This is a genomic window from Mesorhizobium australicum WSM2073 (genome assembly GCF_000230995.2).
GTDB classification, from domain to species: Bacteria; Pseudomonadota; Alphaproteobacteria; order Rhizobiales; family Rhizobiaceae; genus Mesorhizobium; species Mesorhizobium australicum.
In genome coordinates this window covers 1,716,864-1,737,500 of record NC_019973.1, presented here as the reverse complement: position 1 = coordinate 1,737,500, position 20,637 = coordinate 1,716,864, and the positions used below count along the sequence as shown (strand labels likewise).

The 20,637-nt window shown below is 63.6% G+C and carries 15 protein-coding genes (1 of these 15 cut by a window edge); 5 read left to right on the top strand and 10 right to left on the bottom strand.

What is annotated here, in order from left to right:
- Positions 1 to 1,797 carry the 3' portion of a M23 family metallopeptidase gene (locus MESAU_RS08285; protein WP_015315610.1) on the top strand. Its footprint begins 174 nt before the window's first position, so only the last 1,797 of its 1,971 coding nucleotides appear in the window; the start codon falls outside the window, past its left edge; it ends in the stop codon at positions 1,795 to 1,797.
- Between the two features lie 3 nt (positions 1,798 to 1,800).
- Here MESAU_RS08285 and MESAU_RS08280 read toward each other — a convergent pair whose 3' ends face one another.
- A complete protein-coding gene (locus MESAU_RS08280; RefSeq protein WP_015315609.1) occupies positions 1,801 to 3,366 on the bottom strand; it encodes an MFS transporter in 1,566 nt (521 codons plus the stop codon).
- Between the two features lie 253 nt (positions 3,367 to 3,619).
- On the opposite strand from MESAU_RS08280, the gene MESAU_RS08275 reads away from it, so the two are divergent.
- Positions 3,620 to 4,252 (top strand): TMEM175 family protein, encoded by a 633-nt coding sequence (locus tag MESAU_RS08275; protein WP_015315608.1) that lies wholly within the window; start codon positions 3,620 to 3,622, stop codon positions 4,250 to 4,252.
- A 51-nt stretch (positions 4,253 to 4,303) separates the two neighbouring features.
- Here the strand turns inward: MESAU_RS08275 and MESAU_RS08270 are convergent, their stop codons facing one another.
- From MESAU_RS08270 to MESAU_RS08235, 8 genes are all read right to left on the bottom strand, one after another.
- Positions 4,304 to 5,788, bottom strand: coding sequence for a L,D-transpeptidase family protein (locus MESAU_RS08270; RefSeq protein ID WP_041163664.1), 1,485 nt, complete (start codon positions 5,786 to 5,788; stop codon positions 4,304 to 4,306).
- A 148-nt stretch (positions 5,789 to 5,936) separates the two neighbouring features.
- On the bottom strand, positions 5,937 to 6,302 hold the full coding sequence (locus MESAU_RS08265) for an MmcQ/YjbR family DNA-binding protein (RefSeq protein WP_015315606.1): 366 nt from the start codon (positions 6,300 to 6,302) through the stop codon (positions 5,937 to 5,939).
- 58 nt (positions 6,303 to 6,360) lie between these two features.
- A complete protein-coding gene (gene clpB, locus MESAU_RS08260) occupies positions 6,361 to 8,967 on the bottom strand; it encodes an ATP-dependent chaperone ClpB (protein ID WP_015315605.1) in 2,607 nt (868 codons plus the stop codon).
- 218 nt (positions 8,968 to 9,185) lie between these two features.
- A complete protein-coding gene (locus MESAU_RS08255) occupies positions 9,186 to 10,178 on the bottom strand; it encodes a DUF4167 domain-containing protein (RefSeq protein WP_015315604.1) in 993 nt (330 codons plus the stop codon).
- A 304-nt stretch (positions 10,179 to 10,482) separates the two neighbouring features.
- Positions 10,483 to 11,361, bottom strand: a complete 879-nt coding sequence (gene prmC, locus MESAU_RS08250) for a peptide chain release factor N(5)-glutamine methyltransferase (protein ID WP_015315603.1) — start codon at positions 11,359 to 11,361, stop codon at positions 10,483 to 10,485.
- Positions 11,354 to 12,433: a peptide chain release factor 1 gene (prfA, locus tag MESAU_RS08245; protein WP_015315602.1), complete on the bottom strand. Its 1,080-nt coding sequence runs from the start codon at positions 12,431 to 12,433 to the stop codon at positions 11,354 to 11,356. The genes prmC and prfA overlap by 8 nt, the downstream gene beginning before the upstream one ends.
- Positions 12,434 to 12,443: 10 nt before the next feature.
- Entirely contained in the window at positions 12,444 to 14,714 is a 2,271-nt protein-coding gene (gene ptsP / locus MESAU_RS08240; protein WP_015315601.1) for a phosphoenolpyruvate--protein phosphotransferase, read from the bottom strand.
- An 81-nt stretch (positions 14,715 to 14,795) separates the two neighbouring features.
- The gene (locus tag MESAU_RS08235; protein ID WP_015315600.1) at positions 14,796 to 16,049 is read right to left on the bottom strand and encodes an aspartate kinase; all 1,254 of its coding nucleotides are present in this window, start codon (positions 16,047 to 16,049) and stop codon (positions 14,796 to 14,798) included.
- Positions 16,050 to 16,292: 243 nt separating this feature from the next.
- On the opposite strand from MESAU_RS08235, the gene MESAU_RS08230 reads away from it, so the two are divergent.
- Together MESAU_RS08230 and ubiG are read left to right on the top strand one after the other, a co-directional pair.
- A complete protein-coding gene (locus MESAU_RS08230; protein ID WP_015315599.1) occupies positions 16,293 to 18,131 on the top strand; it encodes a CHASE3 domain-containing protein in 1,839 nt (612 codons plus the stop codon).
- A gap of 202 nt (positions 18,132 to 18,333) precedes the next feature.
- Positions 18,334 to 19,083, top strand: coding sequence for a bifunctional 2-polyprenyl-6-hydroxyphenol methylase/3-demethylubiquinol 3-O-methyltransferase UbiG (gene ubiG, locus MESAU_RS08225; RefSeq protein WP_015315598.1), 750 nt, complete (start codon positions 18,334 to 18,336; stop codon positions 19,081 to 19,083).
- A gap of 75 nt (positions 19,084 to 19,158) precedes the next feature.
- On the opposite strand, the gene MESAU_RS08220 is transcribed toward ubiG, so the two are convergent.
- Positions 19,159 to 20,049: a DMT family transporter gene (locus MESAU_RS08220; RefSeq protein ID WP_015315597.1), complete on the bottom strand. Its 891-nt coding sequence runs from the start codon at positions 20,047 to 20,049 to the stop codon at positions 19,159 to 19,161.
- A gap of 100 nt (positions 20,050 to 20,149) precedes the next feature.
- On the opposite strand from MESAU_RS08220, the gene MESAU_RS08215 reads away from it, so the two are divergent.
- On the top strand, positions 20,150 to 20,635 hold the full coding sequence (locus MESAU_RS08215) for a MarR family winged helix-turn-helix transcriptional regulator (RefSeq protein WP_015315596.1): 486 nt from the start codon (positions 20,150 to 20,152) through the stop codon (positions 20,633 to 20,635).
- The last annotated feature ends 2 nt before the right edge of the window (positions 20,636 to 20,637 follow it).

Genomic DNA, 20,637 nt, shown 5'->3' with positions numbered 1-20,637 from the left:
GATGGTCGCCAGCAACTGGCGACCCCACCCGAGATCGCCGAACTGATCGGCCTTGCCAGCAACGGCGATTCCGGCGAGGTGGCAAAGACCACCAGGCTGGTGGCGCCGCGCCAGATCGCCAAGGCCAAGGATCGCCGCCGCATGGAAGTGTCGATGGTCACCAAGGTCGGCGACCGCGATGTCATCCACACCATGCCTTTCGTGCAGATCAAGATGGCACTCGCAGCAGGCCACACCACCAGCCGGGCCTACCCCCCTTTCGACCCGATGCAGGTGTTCGGCGACGACGGCGACGATGCATCGGCGCAGCCGGCGACAGCGTCGGCCGCCTCTGGCCAGATCTACGGCGCCAAGGTCGAAAGCGAAATGAGCCTGAAGACCGTGGATTTCCCCATCGCGACGGCTTCCTTCGACGAGAAGAGCGACCTGTCGGCCGACGAAGTCGAAAAAGTGGTACGCGAAGCCGGCACCGACCTCAGCGACGGCGCCGTGCAGGTGGCTTCGCTTCATTATGTCGATCCGCAGCGATTCGGCGAAGCCTTTGCCGAGAGCATGGCCGGCTCCTACGATGTGAAGATCGTGCCGGAAAATGTCTCCGTATCGCCACGCGCCAACGCGGACGACCAGGCACCGGCTTTCGCCGAGGAAATCATCCCCTTCACCAAAGACACCGACCTCACGGAGGCTTTCGCCGATTCGGGCTACACGGGCGATGATGCCACCGGCATGGCCGAAGCGATCGCCAAGTTGCTCAACGCGCCGGCGCTCAAGGCAGGTACCGTGCTGCGTGTTGGCCTTGAGGTCCACGGCGATGCCGCCAAGGTCGTGCGCACAAGCGTCTATGACAAGACCACGCATATCGTCACCATCGCGCTCGACGACCGCGGCCAGTACGTGCCGGCCCAGGAGCCCGAGCCCAATCCCGAATTGCTGACCGCATTCGACGATTCGTCGGCGCCGGTAGTGGTGCGCGGCAATCTGCCCAACGTCTATGACGGCATCTACCGCGCCGCCTATTCCTACGGCATGTCCAAGGCGATGACCCAGCGGCTGATCAAGCTCCTAGCATCCGATGTCGATTTCCAGTCCCGCCTCAATCCCTCCGACCGCCTTGAAGTGCTGTTCTCGCAGCCTGATGGCGACGACCAGACCTCGGACAATTCCGAGCTTCTCTATGTCTCGGCGACCTTCGGCGGCACGACGCGCAATTTCTACCGCTTCCAGATGCAGGATGGCAGCACGGACTATTTCGACGAAGACGGCTCGAGCGCCCAGCAGTTCCTGCTGCGCAATCCGCTGCCCGCCGGAAAGTTCCGCTCCGGCTTCGGCGCCCGCAAGCATCCGATCCTCGGCTATGTCCGCATGCACACAGGCGTCGACTGGGCAGCCCCGATCGGCACGCCGATCATCGCCGCCGGCAATGGCGTCATCGAGAAGGTCGGCTGGGCCGGCGGCTATGGCAAGCAGATCATCATTCGCCATGCCAATGGCTACGAGACCTCGTACAATCACCAGAGTGCCTTTGCCAAAGGTATGGAGCCGGGCATGCATGTGCGCCAGGGACAGACTATCGGCTATCTCGGCCAGACCGGCCTCGCCACAGGCCCGCACCTGCACTACGAGTTGATCGTCAATGGCACCAAAGTCGATCCGATGCGCGTCCGTCTACCGGTCGGCAAGGTGCTGAAGGGCGACGATCTCGTCGCCTTCAAGCGCGAGCGCGAGCGCATCGACGATCTGCTGAAACAGGAAGATGGCAATTCGCTGAAGGTCGCCAGCGCCAAGATCGAAGGCTGAGACTCAGCCTTCGCCCTGCCGAGGTTCGGCGCGCCGCGACCACGGCAGCGCTTCGCCCGAAATCGTCATCCAGGCAATGACAGCGGAAAGCAGGCATAGCAGCGCCGTCACCAAGGAGATGGCGGAAAAGGCTGCGTCGCTGGCGGCGATCCTCGCCGCATCGAGTGCCGGCGAAAGTCCTGCTGGTGGCGGTTCGCCGAAGCCAGGCACGCCGGGCGCGGCATTTACCTCCAGGGCATTGGCGTAGATCCAGGCAGCGAGCGACCCCATCGCCGCCACCGCGATCAAACCGCCGATGCGTGAGACGGCGTTGTTGATGCCGGAAGCCGCGCCGGTGTCCTTGTCTTCCACCGCCGTCATGATCGCGGTGGACAATGGCGATACGACCAACGCCATGCCGAGCCCCATCAGCGCCATCAAGGGGAAGATGCCGGTCCAGAAATGGTGAAAGCCGGCATAGGCGAGCAAGGCCAGCCCGGCGAAGGCAACCGCCACGATCAGGCTGCCGCAGGCAATGGGAAAACGGGGCCCGATCCGGTCCGACAGCTTGCCGACGGGTCCCGACAGAAGCGCGATCGCCGCCGACAGCGGCAGGAAGATGAAGCCGACCTCGGCGGTGCTCAGTCCCCAGCCTGCGATCAGCAGCATCGGCAGATAAAAAAGATTGGCTGACAGTGCGAAATAGAGAAAGAACGTCGCGACGTTGGCGCCGGCGAAAGCACCGATGCGAAACAGGCTGAGATCTATCATCGGCTCGCGCTGCCGCCGCTCGAACAGGATGAAGACGACAAGCAGCACGGCGCCGGCGGCAATGCTTGGACCGGCCATGTGGCTCTCGCCGCTGGCGCTCACTGAAGTCAGCCCATAGGCGAGCGCGCCGAAGGCCAGCGTCGCAAGCGCCCCGCCGGCAAGGTCAAGGCTGCGTTTCTCCGTCGGCGCATCGGCCGGAATCTTGGCGAGCAGCAGATAGATCGAGATCAGGCCGAGCGGCAGATTGACGGCAAAGATCGCCCGCCAGATGCCGCCGCCGAAAGCCGAGAGCACCAGGCCGCCGAGCACAGGGCCGAGAGCGGTGGTCAGCGCCGAGGCCGCCGCCCAGATGCCGATCGCCCTGCCGCGTTCCTTCTTCGGATAAGCCTTGGCGATAATGGCGAGACTGCCCGGCACCATGATCGCGGCGCCGATGCCCTGGAGCGCGCGAAATGCGATCAGCACGACAGCGTTCGGCGCCAGCGCGCAGGCAAGCGAGGTCACGACGAACAGCGCAATGCCGGCCACGAAAGCATGGCGCAGCCCGAACCGATCGCCTGCGGCACCGCCGGCAAGGATCAGCGCTGAGAGTGTCAGCGCATAGGCATTGGAAATCCACTGCGCCTCGGCAAGGCTGGCGCCGAGGTCGACGCGGATCGCCGGCATGGCTATCGCCAGGATCGATCCGTCGATGAAGCCGAGCGCCGAGGCCAGGATCGCCGCGATCAACACATAACGCCGCTGCGATTGCGGGCAGAACGTGCCGTTCGCGACCGGAGCGGTCAGCGGAACGGCGGCGGCTTGATTGGGCGCATGCATGCCACCCTCATTAGACCGTCGGCGCGGCGGCAACAACCGGCCAGCGGCTTGTTGTCCTTGAAACCAGCCATATTGCCAGGGATTGCATCTGCCCCGATGCAAACCGCGGCAGTCATGCTAATGCATGTCGCGCAGATGTGACCTCGGCTTTTGCGACAACGACATGCATCAGGCAAGATTTAAAGCGCGTCGCATGAATCCGTTTCGACGAGACGCGCTTTAGGTTTCCAGGACCCGCGGGCAGGAGAAATCGATGAAGCGTCCGCTCGAAGCATCGGTTGAGGGGCGCGGCCGTATTGTCGGTATCACCGATGGCGTGTTCGCCATCGCGCTCACCCTGATCGTGCTCGAGATCAGGGTGCCAGCGCATGAGGTGATCCACTCCGAACATGATCTGCTCGCCGCCATCGCGGCACTCGCGCCACGCTTCCTCACCTATGCCTTGAGCTTTCTGACCCTGACCATCTTCTGGTTCGGCCAGCAGGCCCAGCATGGTCTGATCGCCAAATCCGACAGACGGCTGGCCACGCTGAACCTCTGCTTTCTCGCCTTCATCGCGCTCTTGCCGTTCTCGACCGACCTTCTGGCCGATTTTCTGGAATTCAGGACCGCGGTGCTGGTTTACTGGCTCAACCTCTTGATGCTCGGCATCACGCTGTTCGTCAGCTGGCGGTATGCGGAGAAGAGCGGCCTTGTCGCGGAGGACGTCGACGCGGAAACGAAACGCACGGTCTACCTGCGCATCGTCAAGGCGCAGATCCTGTGGGCCGTCGGCGCCGCACTTTGCCTGATCACCCCGTTGGCGAGCGTAGGCTTCATTCTGGTGGTGCAGTTGATCTACGCGGCAACGCCGAATGTGAAGTGGGTGCGCAGGATCATTGGTTGAGATTTATGTTGAGATTCAGGTCAGGCCGGCATCGCCTGAATATCGACATACCTACTCGACGAACTCCACCGGCACGCCCGGCGAGACCAGCTTGGCCAATTCACGCGCGTCCCAATTAGTCAGGCGCACGCAGCCATGGCTCTCGGTCTTGCCTATCTTCGAGGGCTCTGGCGTGCCGTGGATGCCGTAAGTCGGCTTGTCCAGGGCGATCCACACCGATCCGACCGGGCCATTCGGCCCAGGCGGAATGGTCAGGATCTTGTTGTTCTCGCCCTGCTTGAAGTTGATGTTGGGGTTATAGGTGTAGTTCGGATCGAGCGCGACACGCGAAACGGCATGGATGCCGGTCGGCGACGGCGTGTCCGACGAGCCGATTGTGGCGGGGTAGGCCGCGACCAGCTTGCCGGACGCATCATAGGCAAAGACTTCCTTCTTGCCCTTGTCGGCGACGATGCGGGCAACCGGGGCAGAAACCAGTTTGCCGAAATTCGCGACCTTGATGATCGTGCCCGGACGATTGAAGTTGGCGTCCGGATTGAGCGCCTTGAGATAGTTCTCGTCCATGTGGAAGCGCTCGGCCAGCGCCTCGGTGACGGAGGTGAAGCCCATGCGGTCGAGTTGCGCCTTCTGGCTGTAGTCCTCCGGGATCGACGCGACATAGGGGCCGGCCGCATCCTCCGCGGTGATGGTGTAGTTGGCGAACGCGTCGCCACCGGACTGCGACAATGCGGCCTGGATGCCGACCGAATCGGTCGATTTGAGGCTGCTGCCGTTGATCTGATTGTAGGCCGCCAGCGCCTTGTCGACATTCGAACCGAAGCGCCCGTCGATGACGCCAGGCGAAGCCCCGCCCCGGTCGAGCAGCACCTGCAGCGCCGCGACATCCTGGCGTGCGCCCAACGAAAGCGACGGGTCGACCGACGTCTTGCCGCCGGCCTTTGGCGGCGATGCCGCCTGGTCGGAGGGCGCTGCCTGGTCCGTCGGGTCTGCCGGCCGGACGGGGTCTATCGACGCCTCGTTCAGCGGTTGGCGCTTGATTGTACCCGGCTGCGGCGCGTCGGGATAATTGTTGTCGTAGCTGCCGTCGTCCCGCGGTGCCGGCGGATAGGCATCGACTGAACCATTTCCGTCAGGATCGTATTCGTCGGCGGGCGGTGGAATGACCCGGCCTTCCTCTTCCAGCTGTCTGCGGCGGAAGCGGGCCATGTCCTGGGGATCGTCGAGATAGTAGCGGTCATCGTCGGCGGGTGCGCGGCCAAGTTCGCGCATCCGGCTCTCTCGGCGCAGCGCCCGCCGGTCGAGGCGTGTCTGTGGCGGCTGGATGGCGATCACCTTGCCGGTGTCCGAATCGACGATGACGCGATTGCCCCTGGCATCGTAATAAATGTCGAGATTGCCGTCCTGGGCGAGCAGAATGCCGCCGCTCCCGGACGTGCGGACAGGCTGGGCGGCACCGTCATGCGTCGGCGCGGCGAACGCACTGGAAAACACCAGTCCCGCGGCAAGCGCCGAAAGGGTGAAGATACTGCGCAGCATCGTGCGAAACTCTCCGGTCCGTATGTGCCGCCGCCCGGCATTGTTCAGTTCGGCGAACCCTTCGCCAGCAAACCAGTTACCCACCATATGGTTCCAACATGAACCGGGCATGAAGATGGCGGTTTTCCGGCGCCTCGGGGAATATTGGCTAGCTTGCGCCAAGCCCCAATTCCTTGCGCGCCTGCTTCGTCAGCTTAAGGGCAACAAGGCGGTGGCTCTCGCGCAGATAGTCCTCCAGCGCACCATCATCCATGCTCTGGCTTGTCTGACGCTGGATCCACTTCATGCCGCGGGAGGCAAGATAGGGCGCGGGGCGCAGGCCCGGCTGCTCCTTGAGCACGTCATAGGCGATGTCGGAGCATTTGAAGGTGACGAAGAGCTGCCGACCCTGATCCCAGCCACCGATCGCAAACACCTTGGTCCCGACCTTCCAGACATGGGCGCCGCCCCATTGCACCACGTGGTTCGTTGCAGGCAACGAAGCGCAGAAGCCGTTGTAGTCGTCCAGCGTCATCAATCCCCCGCCAATTGCATGAAAACGCCGCGCGTCCGGTGGACGCGCGGCGTTTGAATCAGGCCGCGACCTCGGCCGCGACGATCGCCGGCTTGGAGCGGAAATTCAGCCGGTCGGAACCGGCCGTGACCTTGACAGTCGAGCCGTCCAGGATCTCGCCGAGCAGGATCTTTTCCGCCAGCGGATCCTGCAGTTCCTTCTGCATCACCCGCTTCAGCGGCCGGGCACCATAAGCGGGGTCGTAACCCTTGGCCGCCAGCCACTCGATCGCCTCGGGATCCAGCGACAGCGTGATCTTGCGATCCCTCAGCAGGCTCTCGAGCCGCTTGAGCTGGATCTCGACGATACGGTCCATGTCCTTGCGGCGCAGCCGGTGGAACAGGATCACCTCGTCGACGCGATTGAGGAACTCCGGCCGGAACGATGCCCTGACCACGCCCATCACTTCGTCTCGTACGGCATCGACATCCTGATCCTCGCCGAGATTGACGAGATATTCGGCGCCCAAATTAGACGTCATGATGATCAGTGTGTTGCGGAAGTCGACGGTGCGGCCCTGCCCGTCGGTGAGCCGGCCGTCATCGAGCACCTGCAACAGCACGTTGAAGACATCCGGATGCGCCTTTTCGATCTCGTCGAACAGCACGACCTGATAGGGCCGGCGCCGCACCGCTTCGGTCAGCGCACCGCCTTCCTCATAGCCGACATAGCCGGGAGGCGCGCCGATCAGCCGGGCGACGGAGTGCTTCTCCATGTATTCGGACATGTCGATGCGCGCCAGCGCCGTCTCATCGTCGAACAGGAAATTGGCCAAAGCCTTGGTCAGTTCCGTCTTGCCGACGCCGGTAGGCCCGAGGAACATGAACGAGCCGATCGGCCGGTTCGGATCCTGAAGGCCCGCACGGGCACGCCGCACCGCCTTGGAAACGGCCTGCACCGCTTCGCCCTGGCCGACGACACGCTTGCCGATCTCGTCTTCCATGCGCAGCAGCTTGTCACGCTCGCCCTGCAGCATCTTGTCGACCGGAATGCCGGTCCAGCGCGACACGATATGGGCGACGTGGTCGGGCGTGACCACTTCCTCGACCATGCCGGCCTTGCCGTCCTGGGCTTCGGCCTCCTTCAGCTTCTTTTCCAGTTCCGGGATCTTGCCATAAGCAAGCTCGCCGGCGCGCTGGAACTCACCCTTGCGCTGGGCAATGGCAAGGTCGTTGCGCGCTTCGTCGAGCTGCTTCTTCAAGTCGGCCGCTAGCCCGAGCTTCTGCTTCTCGGCCTGCCACTTCGCGGTGATCTCTGTCGATTCCTCTTCCAGGCCGACAAGTTCCTTTTCCAGGCGGGCGAGCCGGTCCTTCGAGGCATCGTCCGTCTCGACCTTCAACGCTTCGCGTTCAATCTTGAGCTGCATGATGCGGCGGTCGATCTCGTCCAGTGCTTCGGGCTTGGAATCGACCTGCATCCTGAGCCGCGAGGCGGCTTCGTCGACGAGGTCGATCGCCTTGTCCGGCAGGAAGCGGTCGGCGATGTAGCGGTTGGACAATGTCGCCGCCGCCACCAGTGCCGAATCGGAGATACGCACCTTGTGGTGCTGCTCGTATTTCTCCTTCAGGCCACGCAGGATCGAGACCGTGTCCTCCACTGTCGGCTCGTCGACGAAGACGGGCTGGAAACGGCGGGCAAGGGCGGGATCCTTCTCGACATGCTTCCTGTATTCATCCAGCGTGGTGGCGCCGACGCAGTGCAGTTCGCCGCGCGCCAGCGCCGGCTTCAGGAGATTCGACGCGTCCATGGCGCCATCGGCCTTGCCGGCGCCGACCAGCGTGTGCATCTCATCGATGAACAGGATGATGTTGCCACTGGCCGAAGTGACCTCCGAAAGCACAGCCTTCAGCCGCTCCTCGAATTCGCCGCGATATTTGGCACCGGCAATCAGCGCGCCCATGTCGAGCGCCATCAACTGCTTGTCCTTCAGCGATTCCGGCACGTCGCCATTGACGATGCGCAGCGCCAGCCCTTCGGCGATCGCCGTCTTGCCGACGCCCGGCTCGCCGATCAGCACCGGGTTGTTCTTGGTGCGGCGCGACAGCACCTGGATGGTGCGTCGAATCTCGTCGTCGCGGCCAATCACGGGGTCGAGCTTGCCCGCGCGTGCGTCCGCGGTGAGGTCGCGTGCGTATTTCTTCAGCGCGTCATAGCCCTGTTCGGCACTCGCCGAATCGGCGGTGCGGCCCTTGCGGACGTCGTTGATGACCTGGTTCAGCGCCTGCGCGGTGACACCAGCCTTGGCCAGGATTTCGGCCGTCTTGGCCGATTTCTCCATGGCAAGCGCCTGCAGCAGCCGCTCGACGGTGACAAAGCTGTCGCCGGCCTTCTTAGCCAGGTCTTCGGCGGTCGAGAACACCTTGGCCAGCGGCTGTGCCAGATAGAGCTGGCCATTGCCGCCCTCCACCTTGGGCATCGCCTCGAGCGCCGTCTCGACGCCGAGCTTGACATCGCGGACATTGCCGCCGGCGCGCTCGATCAACGACGCGGCCAAGCCTTCGTCATCGTCGACGAGGACTTTCAGAATGTGTTCGGGGGTGAATTGCTGGTGGTTGCGCGAGAGCGCCATGGTCTGCGCGGACTGGATAAAGCCGCGCACGCGCTCCGAGTATTTCTCAAGGTTCATATTTGTCTCCTTCCATCACCGGCCCGCTTTGCGGCACCGGATCAGATTGCGGTGACGGACCCGCCCATTCGAGCCGGATCCTGTTCAGGCCAGATATGGTGCATGGACCCTTGCCCCTCAAGATGTCGCAATATGGCAGGCGCATAATATTCCACGTCAGCCCAAACGAAAACGGCGGAGATTTCTCTCCGCCGCTCAAGGCCTTGAATGCCGTTCGCTCAGTTGTCGATGTCGGAAACCACGGGTTCGGCACCGCCGCTGTCGACCGGAGCCGCCGCTGTCTCGGCCGCATCCCCATTTTCGCTGCCGCTCTCGACCTGATCGGCATTGGTGCGCGGACGGCGCGGACGCCGTGGACGGCGGGCAGCACCGCTTTCGGCGGCCGCCTCATTGAGTTCCGCCTGGGCGGCCAGACCTGCCGGTGAAAAATTCTCGAACCGTGGAGCCGGCTCGGCCGCCGCGACGGTCTCGGGCGGCGAAGCGGCCTCTGCCTGGCCTTCTGTCTGCCCCGGGGCCTCGTTGCGCTGTTGCTGGCCGCCCTGTTCGGGTGAAGCGTAGTCGCGCTGGCCGTAGCCGCCATTGGGGCGGCGATCGCGATGGCGCCCGCCACTGTTGTCGCGGCCGCCATTGTTGCGACCGTTATTGTCACGCCCGCTGTTGTCGCGCCCGCTATTGTCGCGATTGTCGCGACCGTTTTCCCGGTTCAGCGCAACCTCCGCCGGCATGCCCTCGATCACCGGCTGCGGACCTGCGCCATGGTTGATCACGGGGAGCTGTGGATCGGAACCGGCATTGCCGCTGCTATTTCCCGCCCCACTGTTGCCGGCCCCACTGCCGGCATTGTCGAACTCGTCGCGATCGTCGTCGCCGTCCTCGTCGAACTCGTCGCGTGCCTGCTGGACGTTCTGGATCGGCATCTGCGCCTGCGCGGCGGCAATGATGCGATTGTAGTGTTCAGCGTGCTGGAGGTAGTTCTCCGCCATCACCCGGTCGCCGGAGCTGTGCGAGTCACGGGCAAGCGTGGCGTATTTTTCGGCAATCTGCTGAGCCGATCCACGGATTTTCACGTCCGGGCCGTTGCTCTCGTAATTGCGCGTAAGCGGATTCGGCCCCTTGCGGTTGTTGTTATTGTTGTTGTTATTGTTATTGCCACCGCCGCCGCCATTGTTGTTGCGACCGCGCATGCGCCTGTTCTGCTGTTGTGGCCTCATTCGACTCTCTTCATCTTGAAATTTTGAAAAACTCTTCACGAACGGAGGCGCTCATGCAGCCAGCCGTTTCGTTTCTTCACCGGCGTTCGCCCGCATCGATTGCGTTGGCGCCACGTGTCATCCTGTTTCCGGTTACATCACTTGCCGGACGATTCCCGCACGAAGCTTGGGCGTCGTTTGCGCAAGAAGGCAGCTATTTCCAAGGAAAAACCGAATCGCTAAGAGCACTGCCTGCTTCGTCTCATCCGGTTAGGCGACCCTAGCCGCATTCCCCGGTATTGCCAAGCGCTTTTTTTGCACTGCGTCAAGACGTTGCCCGTTGAAAAACAAGAACCCTGTCGTTTCCGCCGAGATCGCTAAAAACCTCGCCAGCCGCGTAACCGGCCGCGCGAAATATATCGTTGACTTCGTTGCTTTGCGTGTGGCCGATCTCGACCGCAATCCTGCCTTCGGCTTCCAGAAACCTTGCCGCCTCGGCGGCGATGATCCTGTAGGGGTTCAGCCCATCCACACCGCCATCAAGGGCAAGGCGCGGGTCGAAATCGCGGACTTCGTCCTGCAGATTTCCAATCTCTTGTGTTGGTATATAGGGAGGGTTTGCGGCAATTACATGGTACCGGCCGGAAACTTTTTCAAACCAGTCCGACTGAACCGCCGTGAACCGGCCGCCGAGGCCGAATTGCCCGGCATTGCGGGCCGCCGTGGTCAGAGCGCCGGCGGAGATGTCGACACCGGTGGCGGTCGCGGCCGGCACGACGCTCAGCAACGCCAGGGCGATCGCGCCCGTTCCGGTGCCGAGATCGAGGATGCGGCATGTGCCCTCCCGCGTGGCTATTGCCTTGACGAAGGGCAGCACCGCCTCGACCAGCGTTTCGGTGTCCGGTCGCGGCTCCAGCGTCTCCGGCGACAGCGACAAGCGCAAACCGTAGAACTCGCGATAGCCGAGGATGCGATGCACCGGCTCGCCACGGGCTCGCCGTCTCAAGGCGCCGTCGATCGCGGCGATGGCGTTCCCGTCGATCTTGCACTCCGGGTCGGCGATCGCCTGGGTGCGCGTCGTGCCGGAATAGTGCTCGACGATCAGCCTCGCATCGAGCGCGGGATCATCGATGCCGGCTGCGGCAAGCCGGGTCCGCGCTTCCCGCAGCAGCGACCCCAGCGCCGCGGGCGGATGGTCAGCCATCGATGCCGATATCGGCCAGCAGCTTCGACTGATGATCGGCGATCAGCGCGTCGACGATTTCGTCGAGTTCACCCATCATCACCCGGTCGAGTTTGTAGAGCGTCAGGTTGATGCGATGATCAGTGACCCGGCCCTGCGGAAAATTGTAGGTGCGGATACGCTCGGAGCGGTCGCCGGAACCGACCTGCGACTTGCGCGACTCGGAACGCTCCTCATCCGCCTTGCTGCGCTCCATGTCATAGAGCCGGGCGCGCAGGATCTGCATGGCCTTGGCCCGGTTCTGGTGCTGCGACTTCTCCGCCTGCACCACCATGATGCCGGTCGGCAGATGGGTGATGCGGACCGCGGAATCGGTGGTGTTGACGTGCTGGCCGCCGGAGCCGGAGGCACGCATCGTGTCGATGCGGATGTCCTCGGCCCTGATATCGATGTCGACCTCTTCGGCTTCCGGCAGCACGGCGACTGTGGCGGCTGACGTGTGGATGCGCCCGCTGGCCTCGGTGGCCGGCACGCGCTGGACGCGATGCACCCCGGATTCGAATTTCAGATGGGCGAACACACCTTTACCGGAGATCGTGGCGATGATTTCCTTGAAGCCGCCGGCATCGCCGTCGCTGGCCGATACCGTTTCGAACCGCCAGCCGCGTTCGGCGGCATAGCGCTCATACATGCGAAATAGATCGCCGGCGAAGAGTGCCGCCTCATCGCCGCCGGTGCCGGCGCGGATTTCAAGAATGGCGTTCTTGTCGTCGGCGGCATCCCTGGGCAGGAGCAGGATCTGGATGTCTTTCTGCAGCGTCTCGATGCGCTCCTCGACGCCGGGCAAATCTGCTTCGGCAAGCGCTCGCATCTCAGCGTCGGTGCCCTTGTCGGCGAGCATCGCTTCGAGGTCGGCCTGCTCGTGCTCGGCAGAGCGCAATTCCCTGACCTTGGCCACCATCTCCTGCAACTCGGCATATTCCGATGCCATCCTCACATAGGCATCCGGCGCCGGCCCGGCCGACATCTGCGCTTCGAGCATCTCGAAACGCTTGACGACTTGATCCATACGATCGCGGGGCAAATTGACCATGATGAGGGTGCTACAACGGGATCGAGCGGTCGTCGGCGAAGGCCTGCAGCAATGCCCGCATCGGCAGCCCTTGCGCCGGCGCCATCAGATTGTCGTCGAAGAAAGCCTTCAGCTCCTCCAGCGGCAGCTCCGTCAGCATGGCCTTGACCGGACCGATCGAGGCCGGCGACATCGAGATCGAGCGGAAACCGAGGCCGATCAGCGCCATCGCCGAGATCGGCTTGCCGGCGAGTTCACCGCACAGGGTGACCGGCGTATGATTGCGGGCGCCGGCGTCGGCGATCTGCTTGAGCACGCGCAGGAATGGCGCCGACAACGTATCGAAGCGGTTGGCCAGTTGCGTGTTGCCGCGGTCGACCGCCATGACGAACTGGAACAGGTCGTTCGATCCGACCGAGACGAAGTCGACCGCCTTCATCAGTTCGTCGAGCTGGAACAGAAGCGACGGCACTTCCAGCATGGCGCCCAGCTTGAGACTGGTCGGCAGATGATGGGCGAAGCGTGAGAGATGCCGCACCTCGCGGTCGATGATTTCGCGCGCCTGGGCGATTTCGCCGAGCTCGGTCACCATCGGCAGCATCAGCTTGAGCTCGCGCCCGCCGCTGGCCTTGAGCAAGGCGCGGATCTGGGTGCGCAGCAAGCCCGGCCGATCTAGCGTCAGGCGGATCGCCCGCCAGCCGAGCGCCGGATTCTCTTCCTGGATCGCGCCCTTGAAATAAGGCAGCACCTTGTCGCCACCAATGTCGATGGTGCGGAAGGTGACCGGCTTGCCGCGCGCTGCCTCGAGCACGTCGCGGTAGAGTTTTTCCTGGGCTTCGGCGCGCGGAAAGGTCGACGCGACCATGAACTGCAGTTCCGTGCGGAACAGGCCAATGCCGGCGGCGCCCGCTTCGGCAAGTTGCGGCAGGTCGACGGCAAGCCCGGCATTCATCAGCAGGTCGACCTGGACCCCGTCCCGGGTCGTCGACGGCTTCTTGCGCAGTTCGCGGTAGACCTCCTGCCGTCGCGCCCGGAACCGCACCTTCTCGGCATAGGCGGCTTCAAGATCGGATTGCGGCCGCAGATGGATCGCGCCTTCCTCGCCGTCGACGATGATGGCATCGCCGTTTTCCGCCATGGAAACGGCGCCTTTCATCTGGCCGGCGACGGGAATGCCCATGGCGCGCGCGACGATGACGACATGGCTGGTCGCCGCGCCATCCTCCAGCACCAGCCCGCGCAGCTTGTCGCGAGGATAGTCGAGCAGTTCGGCAGCGCCCATCGAGCGGGCGACGATGATGGCGTCCTTGGGCAGCGAGGCCGCGACATCCTCGGGTCCACGTCCCATCAGCTGGCGCAACAGCCGGTTGGCGAGATCGTCGAAATCGCTCATCCGCTCGCGCAGATAGGGATCGGTCATGTGCAGCATGCGGGCGCGCATGTCGCTCTGAACTTTTTCGACCGCCGCCTCGGCAGTCAGGCCGTTACGGATCGCCTCTTCCAGGCGCCGTACCCAGCCCCGGTCGTTGGCGAACATGCGGTAGGCTTCCAGCACCTGGCGGTGCTCGCCCTCGAAGGCGACATCGCGGCGCTCCAGCATGTCGTCGATGGAAAGCCGCAGAGAACCAAGCGAGGCTTCGAGCCGCCGGACCTCCTCCTCGCTGTCCTCGTTGAACAAATTGGTGACGACGATACGCGGCTCGTGCAGCACGACGTGACCGAGCCCGACGCCATCGTTGAAGGACAGGCCGGTGAAGCTGACAGGCCGGCGCAGGTCGAGTTCGAGGCCTGGCCGGGTCAGCCGCGCCAGATCGCCGGTGGCGATCATCTCTGCGATGACCATGGCCGTGGTTTCCAGCGCCTCGACCTCGTCGTCGCGGTAGTGGCGCATGGTCTTGTTCTGGACGACCAGGACGCCCAGCGTGCGCCCTGCCCTGAGCACCGGCACGCCGAGGAAGGAATTGTAGATCTCCTCCCCGGTCTCCGGCAGGTAGGCGAAGGCCGGGTGTTCTTGCGCGTTGGACAGGTTGAGCGGCCTGGCACTCGCGGCAATGGTGCCGACCAGGCCTTGCCCTAGCCGCAGCTGCGCCAGATGGACGGCGTTCGGGTTCAGACCTTCGGTGGCGTAGAGCTCCAGCACCGAATCGGCGCGCAGCACGTAGAGCGAGCAGACTTCCGCGACCATGTTGGAGGCGATGTCGCGCACAATCCGGTCGAGCCGCTCCTGCGGCTCCAGCGGCTCCTGCATGAGCTCGCGGAGCCGTTTCAGCAAAACGCGCGGGCCAACGGCCGTGTCACGCATCGCGGCTTCTTCTCCAATAGACTTCTTGCCGGGGCAGTTTCCGCCGCGCCCGGCAAGTGCGCAACAGCTGATTCAGTCCTGCTACTGCTTATCCAGACCGTAGACGGAATGCAAAGTGCGAACCGCAAGTTCCGTATAGGGACCGTCGATCAGTATCGAAATCTTGATCTCGGAGGTGGTGATGGCGCGGATGTTGATCGCCTTGTCGGCCAGCGCCTTGAAGGCGGTGGCGGCGACGCCGGCATGGCTCCGCATGCCGATGCCGATGACCGAGACCTTCGACATGCCGGCTTCCGACTGCACGACATCGTAGCCGATCTCGGCTTTCAGCCGATCGAGCACGGCCAGCGCCTTGTCCACATCGCCCGACGGCACGGTGAAGGTCATGTCGGTCAGCTTGCCGTCCTCGGAAATGTTCTGGACGATCATGTCGACATTGATGTTGGCCTCGGCCAGCGGTCCGAAAATGCCGGCGGCGACGCCCGGCCGGTCGCCGACGCGGCGCAGCGAAATCTGGGCCTCGTCCTTGGCATAGGCAATTCCGGTGACGACCTGCTGTTCCACGATCTCTTCCTCGTCGCAAATGAGCGTTCCCGGAGGATTGAGCAAATCCCCCATTCCGGGCGCATCGGGATCGTCGAAGGACGACCGCACGAAGGTACGCACCCTGTGCACCATGGCAAGCTCGACCGAACGCACCTGCAGAACCTTGGCGCCGAGCGAGGCCATTTCAAGCATTTCCTCGAACGATATCTTGGCCAGCCGCCGCGCTTTGGGCTCGATGCGCGGGTCGGTGGTGTAGACCCCATCGACGTCGGTGTAGATGTCGCAGCGGTCGGCCTTGACCGCGGCGGCGATCGCCACGGCGCTGGTATCGGAGCCGCCACGTCCGAGTGTCGCGATGCGGTTGTCCGGCCCGATGCCCTGGAAACCGGCGATGACAGCCACCTGGCCTTCGCCGAAGCGCTTGACCAGGAAGGCGCCGTCGATGTCGAGGATGCGCGCCGCGCCATGCGCGTTGTCGGTCTTGATCGGAATCTGCCAGCCCTGCCAGGAGCGCGCATGCACGCCCATGTTCTGCAGGGTGATGGCGAGAAGGCCAGCCGTGACCTGTTCGCCGGAAGCGACGACCGCGTCATATTCGCGTGCATCGTGCATCGGTGAGGCCTCGCGGGTCCAGCCGACCAGCTCGTTGGTCTTGCCGGCCATCGCCGAAACCACCACAGCCACTTCGTGACCGGCGTCGACCTCGCGTTTGACGTGACGTGCCACGTTGCGGATGCGAGCGATGTCGGCGACGGAGGTCCCGCCGAATTTCATCACGATACGCGCCATGGAAGCGAAATGCCTTTGACTGGAGCCGGCCCGCGGCCGAAAATGGAAGAACAGCGTCCGGCTGCCGCCGGCCACTGAATGCGCGGCCTCCATAGCCAAATGAGGAAGGTTTCGCAAGGCTGACGGCGGATTGCGTAACAGCACGACATATTGCCTTCCGGGCCGGCGCCGCTTACCAAATGCTGCCTGCGGGAAATTGCTTTTGGTTCGGCATAACGGATGATTGCTCGGCTTCGGCGCGCCATGCGATTGCAATCGCTCCCGCTTGTCGCGGGCTTTGCGGTGCTGGCACTGATCGTCGGCACCCGTGCAGTGCTCGTCGAGAGCCAAAGGGCCAGTCGTGCCGCCGCACGTGAGACAATCGAGTACCAGGAGCAGCTTTCCGGGCTGCTTTCATTGGCGCAGGAGGCCCAGAGTGGTCAGCGCGGCTACCTGCTGACCGGTGAAAAATCCTATCTGGAGCCTTACCGGAAGGCCGTCGAGGCAATTCCGGGGCAATTGGCGCGGGTCGACAGCGCGACCGCTCCCGACGACCAGATCGCCCAGCAGATCGGCCACATCAAGGACGCGCTTTCTCGACAGCAGGCCGACCTGGCCGAAACCATAGCTCTCTACGAGCGAGGCGATGCGGCAAAGGCCCTGCAACTGGTCCGCAGTGGCCAGGGCAAGGCCGCCATGGACGAGATGCGGGCCAGCATGGACACAATCCGACGCATCGGCGCCGCCGCGGTGGCCGCGCGCGACGAGCGTACCGACCGGGTCGAGGCCTGGCTGCGGATCGGCTCATTGGCCGCGTTGCTGGCGATTTTCCTGCTGGCCGCCTACACCATACGTCAATCCCGTCGCCGCTTCCACGAGGTGGTCGTCGCCCAGCAAGAGCTGATGCGCAAGAACATCGAACTCGGCAACGAGATCCAGACGCGTGAAAACGCCGAATCCCAGATACGCCAGATGCAGAAGATGGAGGCTGTCGGACAGCTGACAGGCGGCATCGCCCACGACTTCAACAACATGCTGGCGGTGATCCTCAGCGCCATGAACCTTGCCCAGCGCAAGCTGAAGCGGGGCGAGCATGACATCGAAAAACTCGTCGAGGCCGCGACCGACGCGGCGAGCCGTGCCGCCAACCTGACCTCCCGCCTGCTTGCCTTCTCCCGCCTGCAGCCTCTGGCGCCGCAGGTTGTCGACATCAACGGGCTGTTGACCGGCATGTCCGATCTTCTGCGCCGCACCTTGGGTGAAGGCATCCGCATCGAGACAGTATTAGCGGGCGGCCTGTGGAAAACCCACGCCGATCCCAGCCAGATCGAGAACGCGATCCTCAATCTGGCCGTCAATTCCCGCGACGCCATGGACAATGAGGGCAAGCTGACCATCGAGACTGTCAACAGCCACCTCGACGACGGCTATGCATCGACGCACGCCGAAGTCACGCCTGGCCAATATGTGATGATCGCGGTAACCGACACCGGCGCCGGCATGTCGCCCGAGACCATCGCCAGGGCCTTCGAACCCTTCTTCACGACCAAGCCGGTCAACAAGGGCACGGGACTTGGGCTGAGCCAAGTGTTCGGCTTCGTCAAACAATCGGGCGGCCACGTCAAGATCTACTCCGAGCCCGGCGAAGGCACGACGATCAAGATCTACCTGCCCCGGTTTTTCGGAGCCGAGGAGCCGGCAGCGCCCGTCGGGCGCGACAAGAGCGCCGCCAAGGTCACCGAGACGATCCTCGTCGTCGAGGATGACCCCCGCGTGCGGGCCTCCACGACGGGTGTCATGCGCGAACTCGGCTACATCGTCATCCATGCGGGAAGCGGACCGGAGGCCCTTCAGAAGCTCGCCGCGACACCAGGCATCGCCCTGCTTTTCACCGACATCGTCATGCCGGTGATGAACGGCCGCAAGCTCGCCGAGGAAGCGCTCGCGCGCCAGCCCGAGCTGAAAGTGGTCTTCACCACCGGCTTCACCAGGAATGCCGTGGTCCACAACGGCATGCTCGATCATGACGTGCACTTCCTGGCCAAGCCGTTCACCATCGAGCAGCTGGCGGCCAAGCTGCGGGATGTTCTGGACACGAAATAAGCCGGGCCTTTGATCGCCCAGCCACTTTGTCAGCAGAGGAAAATGTTGCCTTGACATTCGATGCCTCACGCCCGACTTCCTAGCGCATGACCCCGAAATCGACTTCGATTTCGGAAAGGATCATGCGCAGAATCAAAGTGCTACAGCGTCCTTTGCGCGTCCGAAGGACGCGCGGCGCTGTAGCGTCCGAGGAGACCAACCGATGCCTGAGCCCCGACGATCGACGATCGATGCCGGAGAGGTGGAACGCTTTTCCGCCCTTGCCGCCGAATGGTGGAACCCGAACGGCAAGTTTCGTCCGCTGCACAAATTCAATCCGGTCCGGCTTTCCTATATCCGCGACCAGATCGCGGCGCGCTTCGGCCGCGACCCACGGGCAGCGCGGCCGTTCGAGGGCCTGCGCATCCTCGACATCGGCTGCGGCGGTGGCCTTTTGTGCGAGCCGATGGCGCGGCTCGGTGCCGAGGTGGTCGGAGCGGACGCGTCCGAAACAAACATCGAAGTGGCGAAACTGCATGCCGCCGAGGGCAATGTCAGCGTCGACTATCGTGCCACGACGGCGGAAGATCTCGCCGAGGCCGGTGAAAAATTCGATGTCATCCTCAACATGGAAGTGGTCGAACATGTCGCCGATATCGACCTGTTCGTCGCCAAATGCGGCGAGATGGTCAAACCCGGCGGCATCATGTTCGTGGCCACTATCAACCGCACGCTCAAGGCGCTCGGCCTCGCCATCATCGGCGCCGAATATGTGTTGCGCTGGCTGCCGCGCGGCACCCACCAATTCGGCAAGCTGGTGCGCCCGGAAGAGCTGGAAAAGGCGCTGCGCGGCGCCGGCCTGACCATCATCGACCGCACCGGCGTCTCCTACAATCCGCTTGCCGACCGCTGGGCGCGGTCGAAGGACATGGACGTCAACTACATGGTGCTGGCGGAAAAGGAATCGGTCTGACAGCCAATCCTCGGCCAGCCGAGGCCGGAGCCCGGCGGTGACGCTGACGGCAGTGCGACGTGAGCCTCGAAGCCGTCAGGCTTTTTGGCTCTGCGCCTTGGTGGTGATGAACACGCCCGCGGTGATGATGACGGCGCCGACCCAGGTCAGCAGTTGATAGTGTTCACCAAGGAAGATCGTGCCGGCAAACAGCCCGACCGCTGCCGCGACATAGCCGATCTGGCTGAGATAGACCGGACCGCCAACCGCCTGCAGCCGGAAGAAGAAAGCAAACATCGCCGATGCCGAGGCCATCTGCGCCAAGACGATGAGCGGCACGGCGCCAAGCTGGACGAAGGCCTTGCCTCCGAGCAAGGTCAGGATGCCGACGAGCAGCATCGCCGCGGACGCCAGATGGCTGCCGACCGCGAGTTCGATGGGACCGGTTCCTTCCGGCCAGTCGATGGTGCGGTAGATGTTGCCGGCGGCAAGGCTGACCGGGATCAGCAGTCCCATCATCACCCAGAACAGATCGGCCGGCTGGCCGGCCTCGCCGCGCGTCACCGCCACCATGACGGCGCCGACGAAGCCGACGGCGATGCCTGATACGCCCAGCAGGTTGGGGCGCCGGACGCCGAGCAGGATCGAAAACACCAATGTGATCACCGGCGACAGCGTGAACATGATGCCGGTGTAGCCGGCGCCCAGATGCGGAATGGCCGAAAACATCAGGAGATTGGGGACGGCATAGGACACTGCCGCGGTGACGAAGAAATAGCGCAGTTTGTGCGGGGTGAGCCGGATGCGCTGACCACGCGCCAGGAGCACGCCCAAAAGCACGCCGCCAGCGCCGAGCGAGATGACAAAGGCCCAGACCATGGCTGGCACGCCGGCCGCCGTGGCGAGCTTGCCGAAGGGCAGCGTCAGGCCCAGCAGGCCGCCGGTGACAACCAGCAGGCCGAGCGCCGAATCCCAGAGATATTTCATGATGGAACCCTATGGGTGGCACAGCCTCTTGGCCGGCGTTGAATATTGAGATAAGATAATGGAAAGATTCTTAACGTCAAGATACACTATGGTGAGATAGATGGACCGCGCTGGGAAAGCCATCGAGCAATGGCAGCGGGAACGGCCGGACCTGGATGTATCGCCGATGGCCGTGATCGGGCGTCTGAATGAGGTCTCCTCGCTGATAGCACGCGATCGCCTCGCCCCGCTGTTCGCCCGTTTCGGACTGCAGGCGGGAGAGTTCGATGTATTGGCGACGCTGCGCCGCTCCGGCTCGCCTTACGCGCTGACGCCGACCGCTCTCTATGAAGCGACGATGGTGACATCAGGCGCCATGACCAACCGGCTCGACCGGTTGGAAAAGGCCGGATTGATCCTGCGTGCACCGCACCCCAACGATCGGCGCGGCATCGTCGTGCGGCTGACCGAAAAGGGGCTCGCCTTGATCGACGAGGCCGTTGCAGCCCATGTGGCGAACGAGCATCAGATCCTATCCGGCCTGACACAGACCGAACGGGAAACGCTTTCGCACCTGCTGGAAAAATTGATCGGCAGCGTGAGCTGATC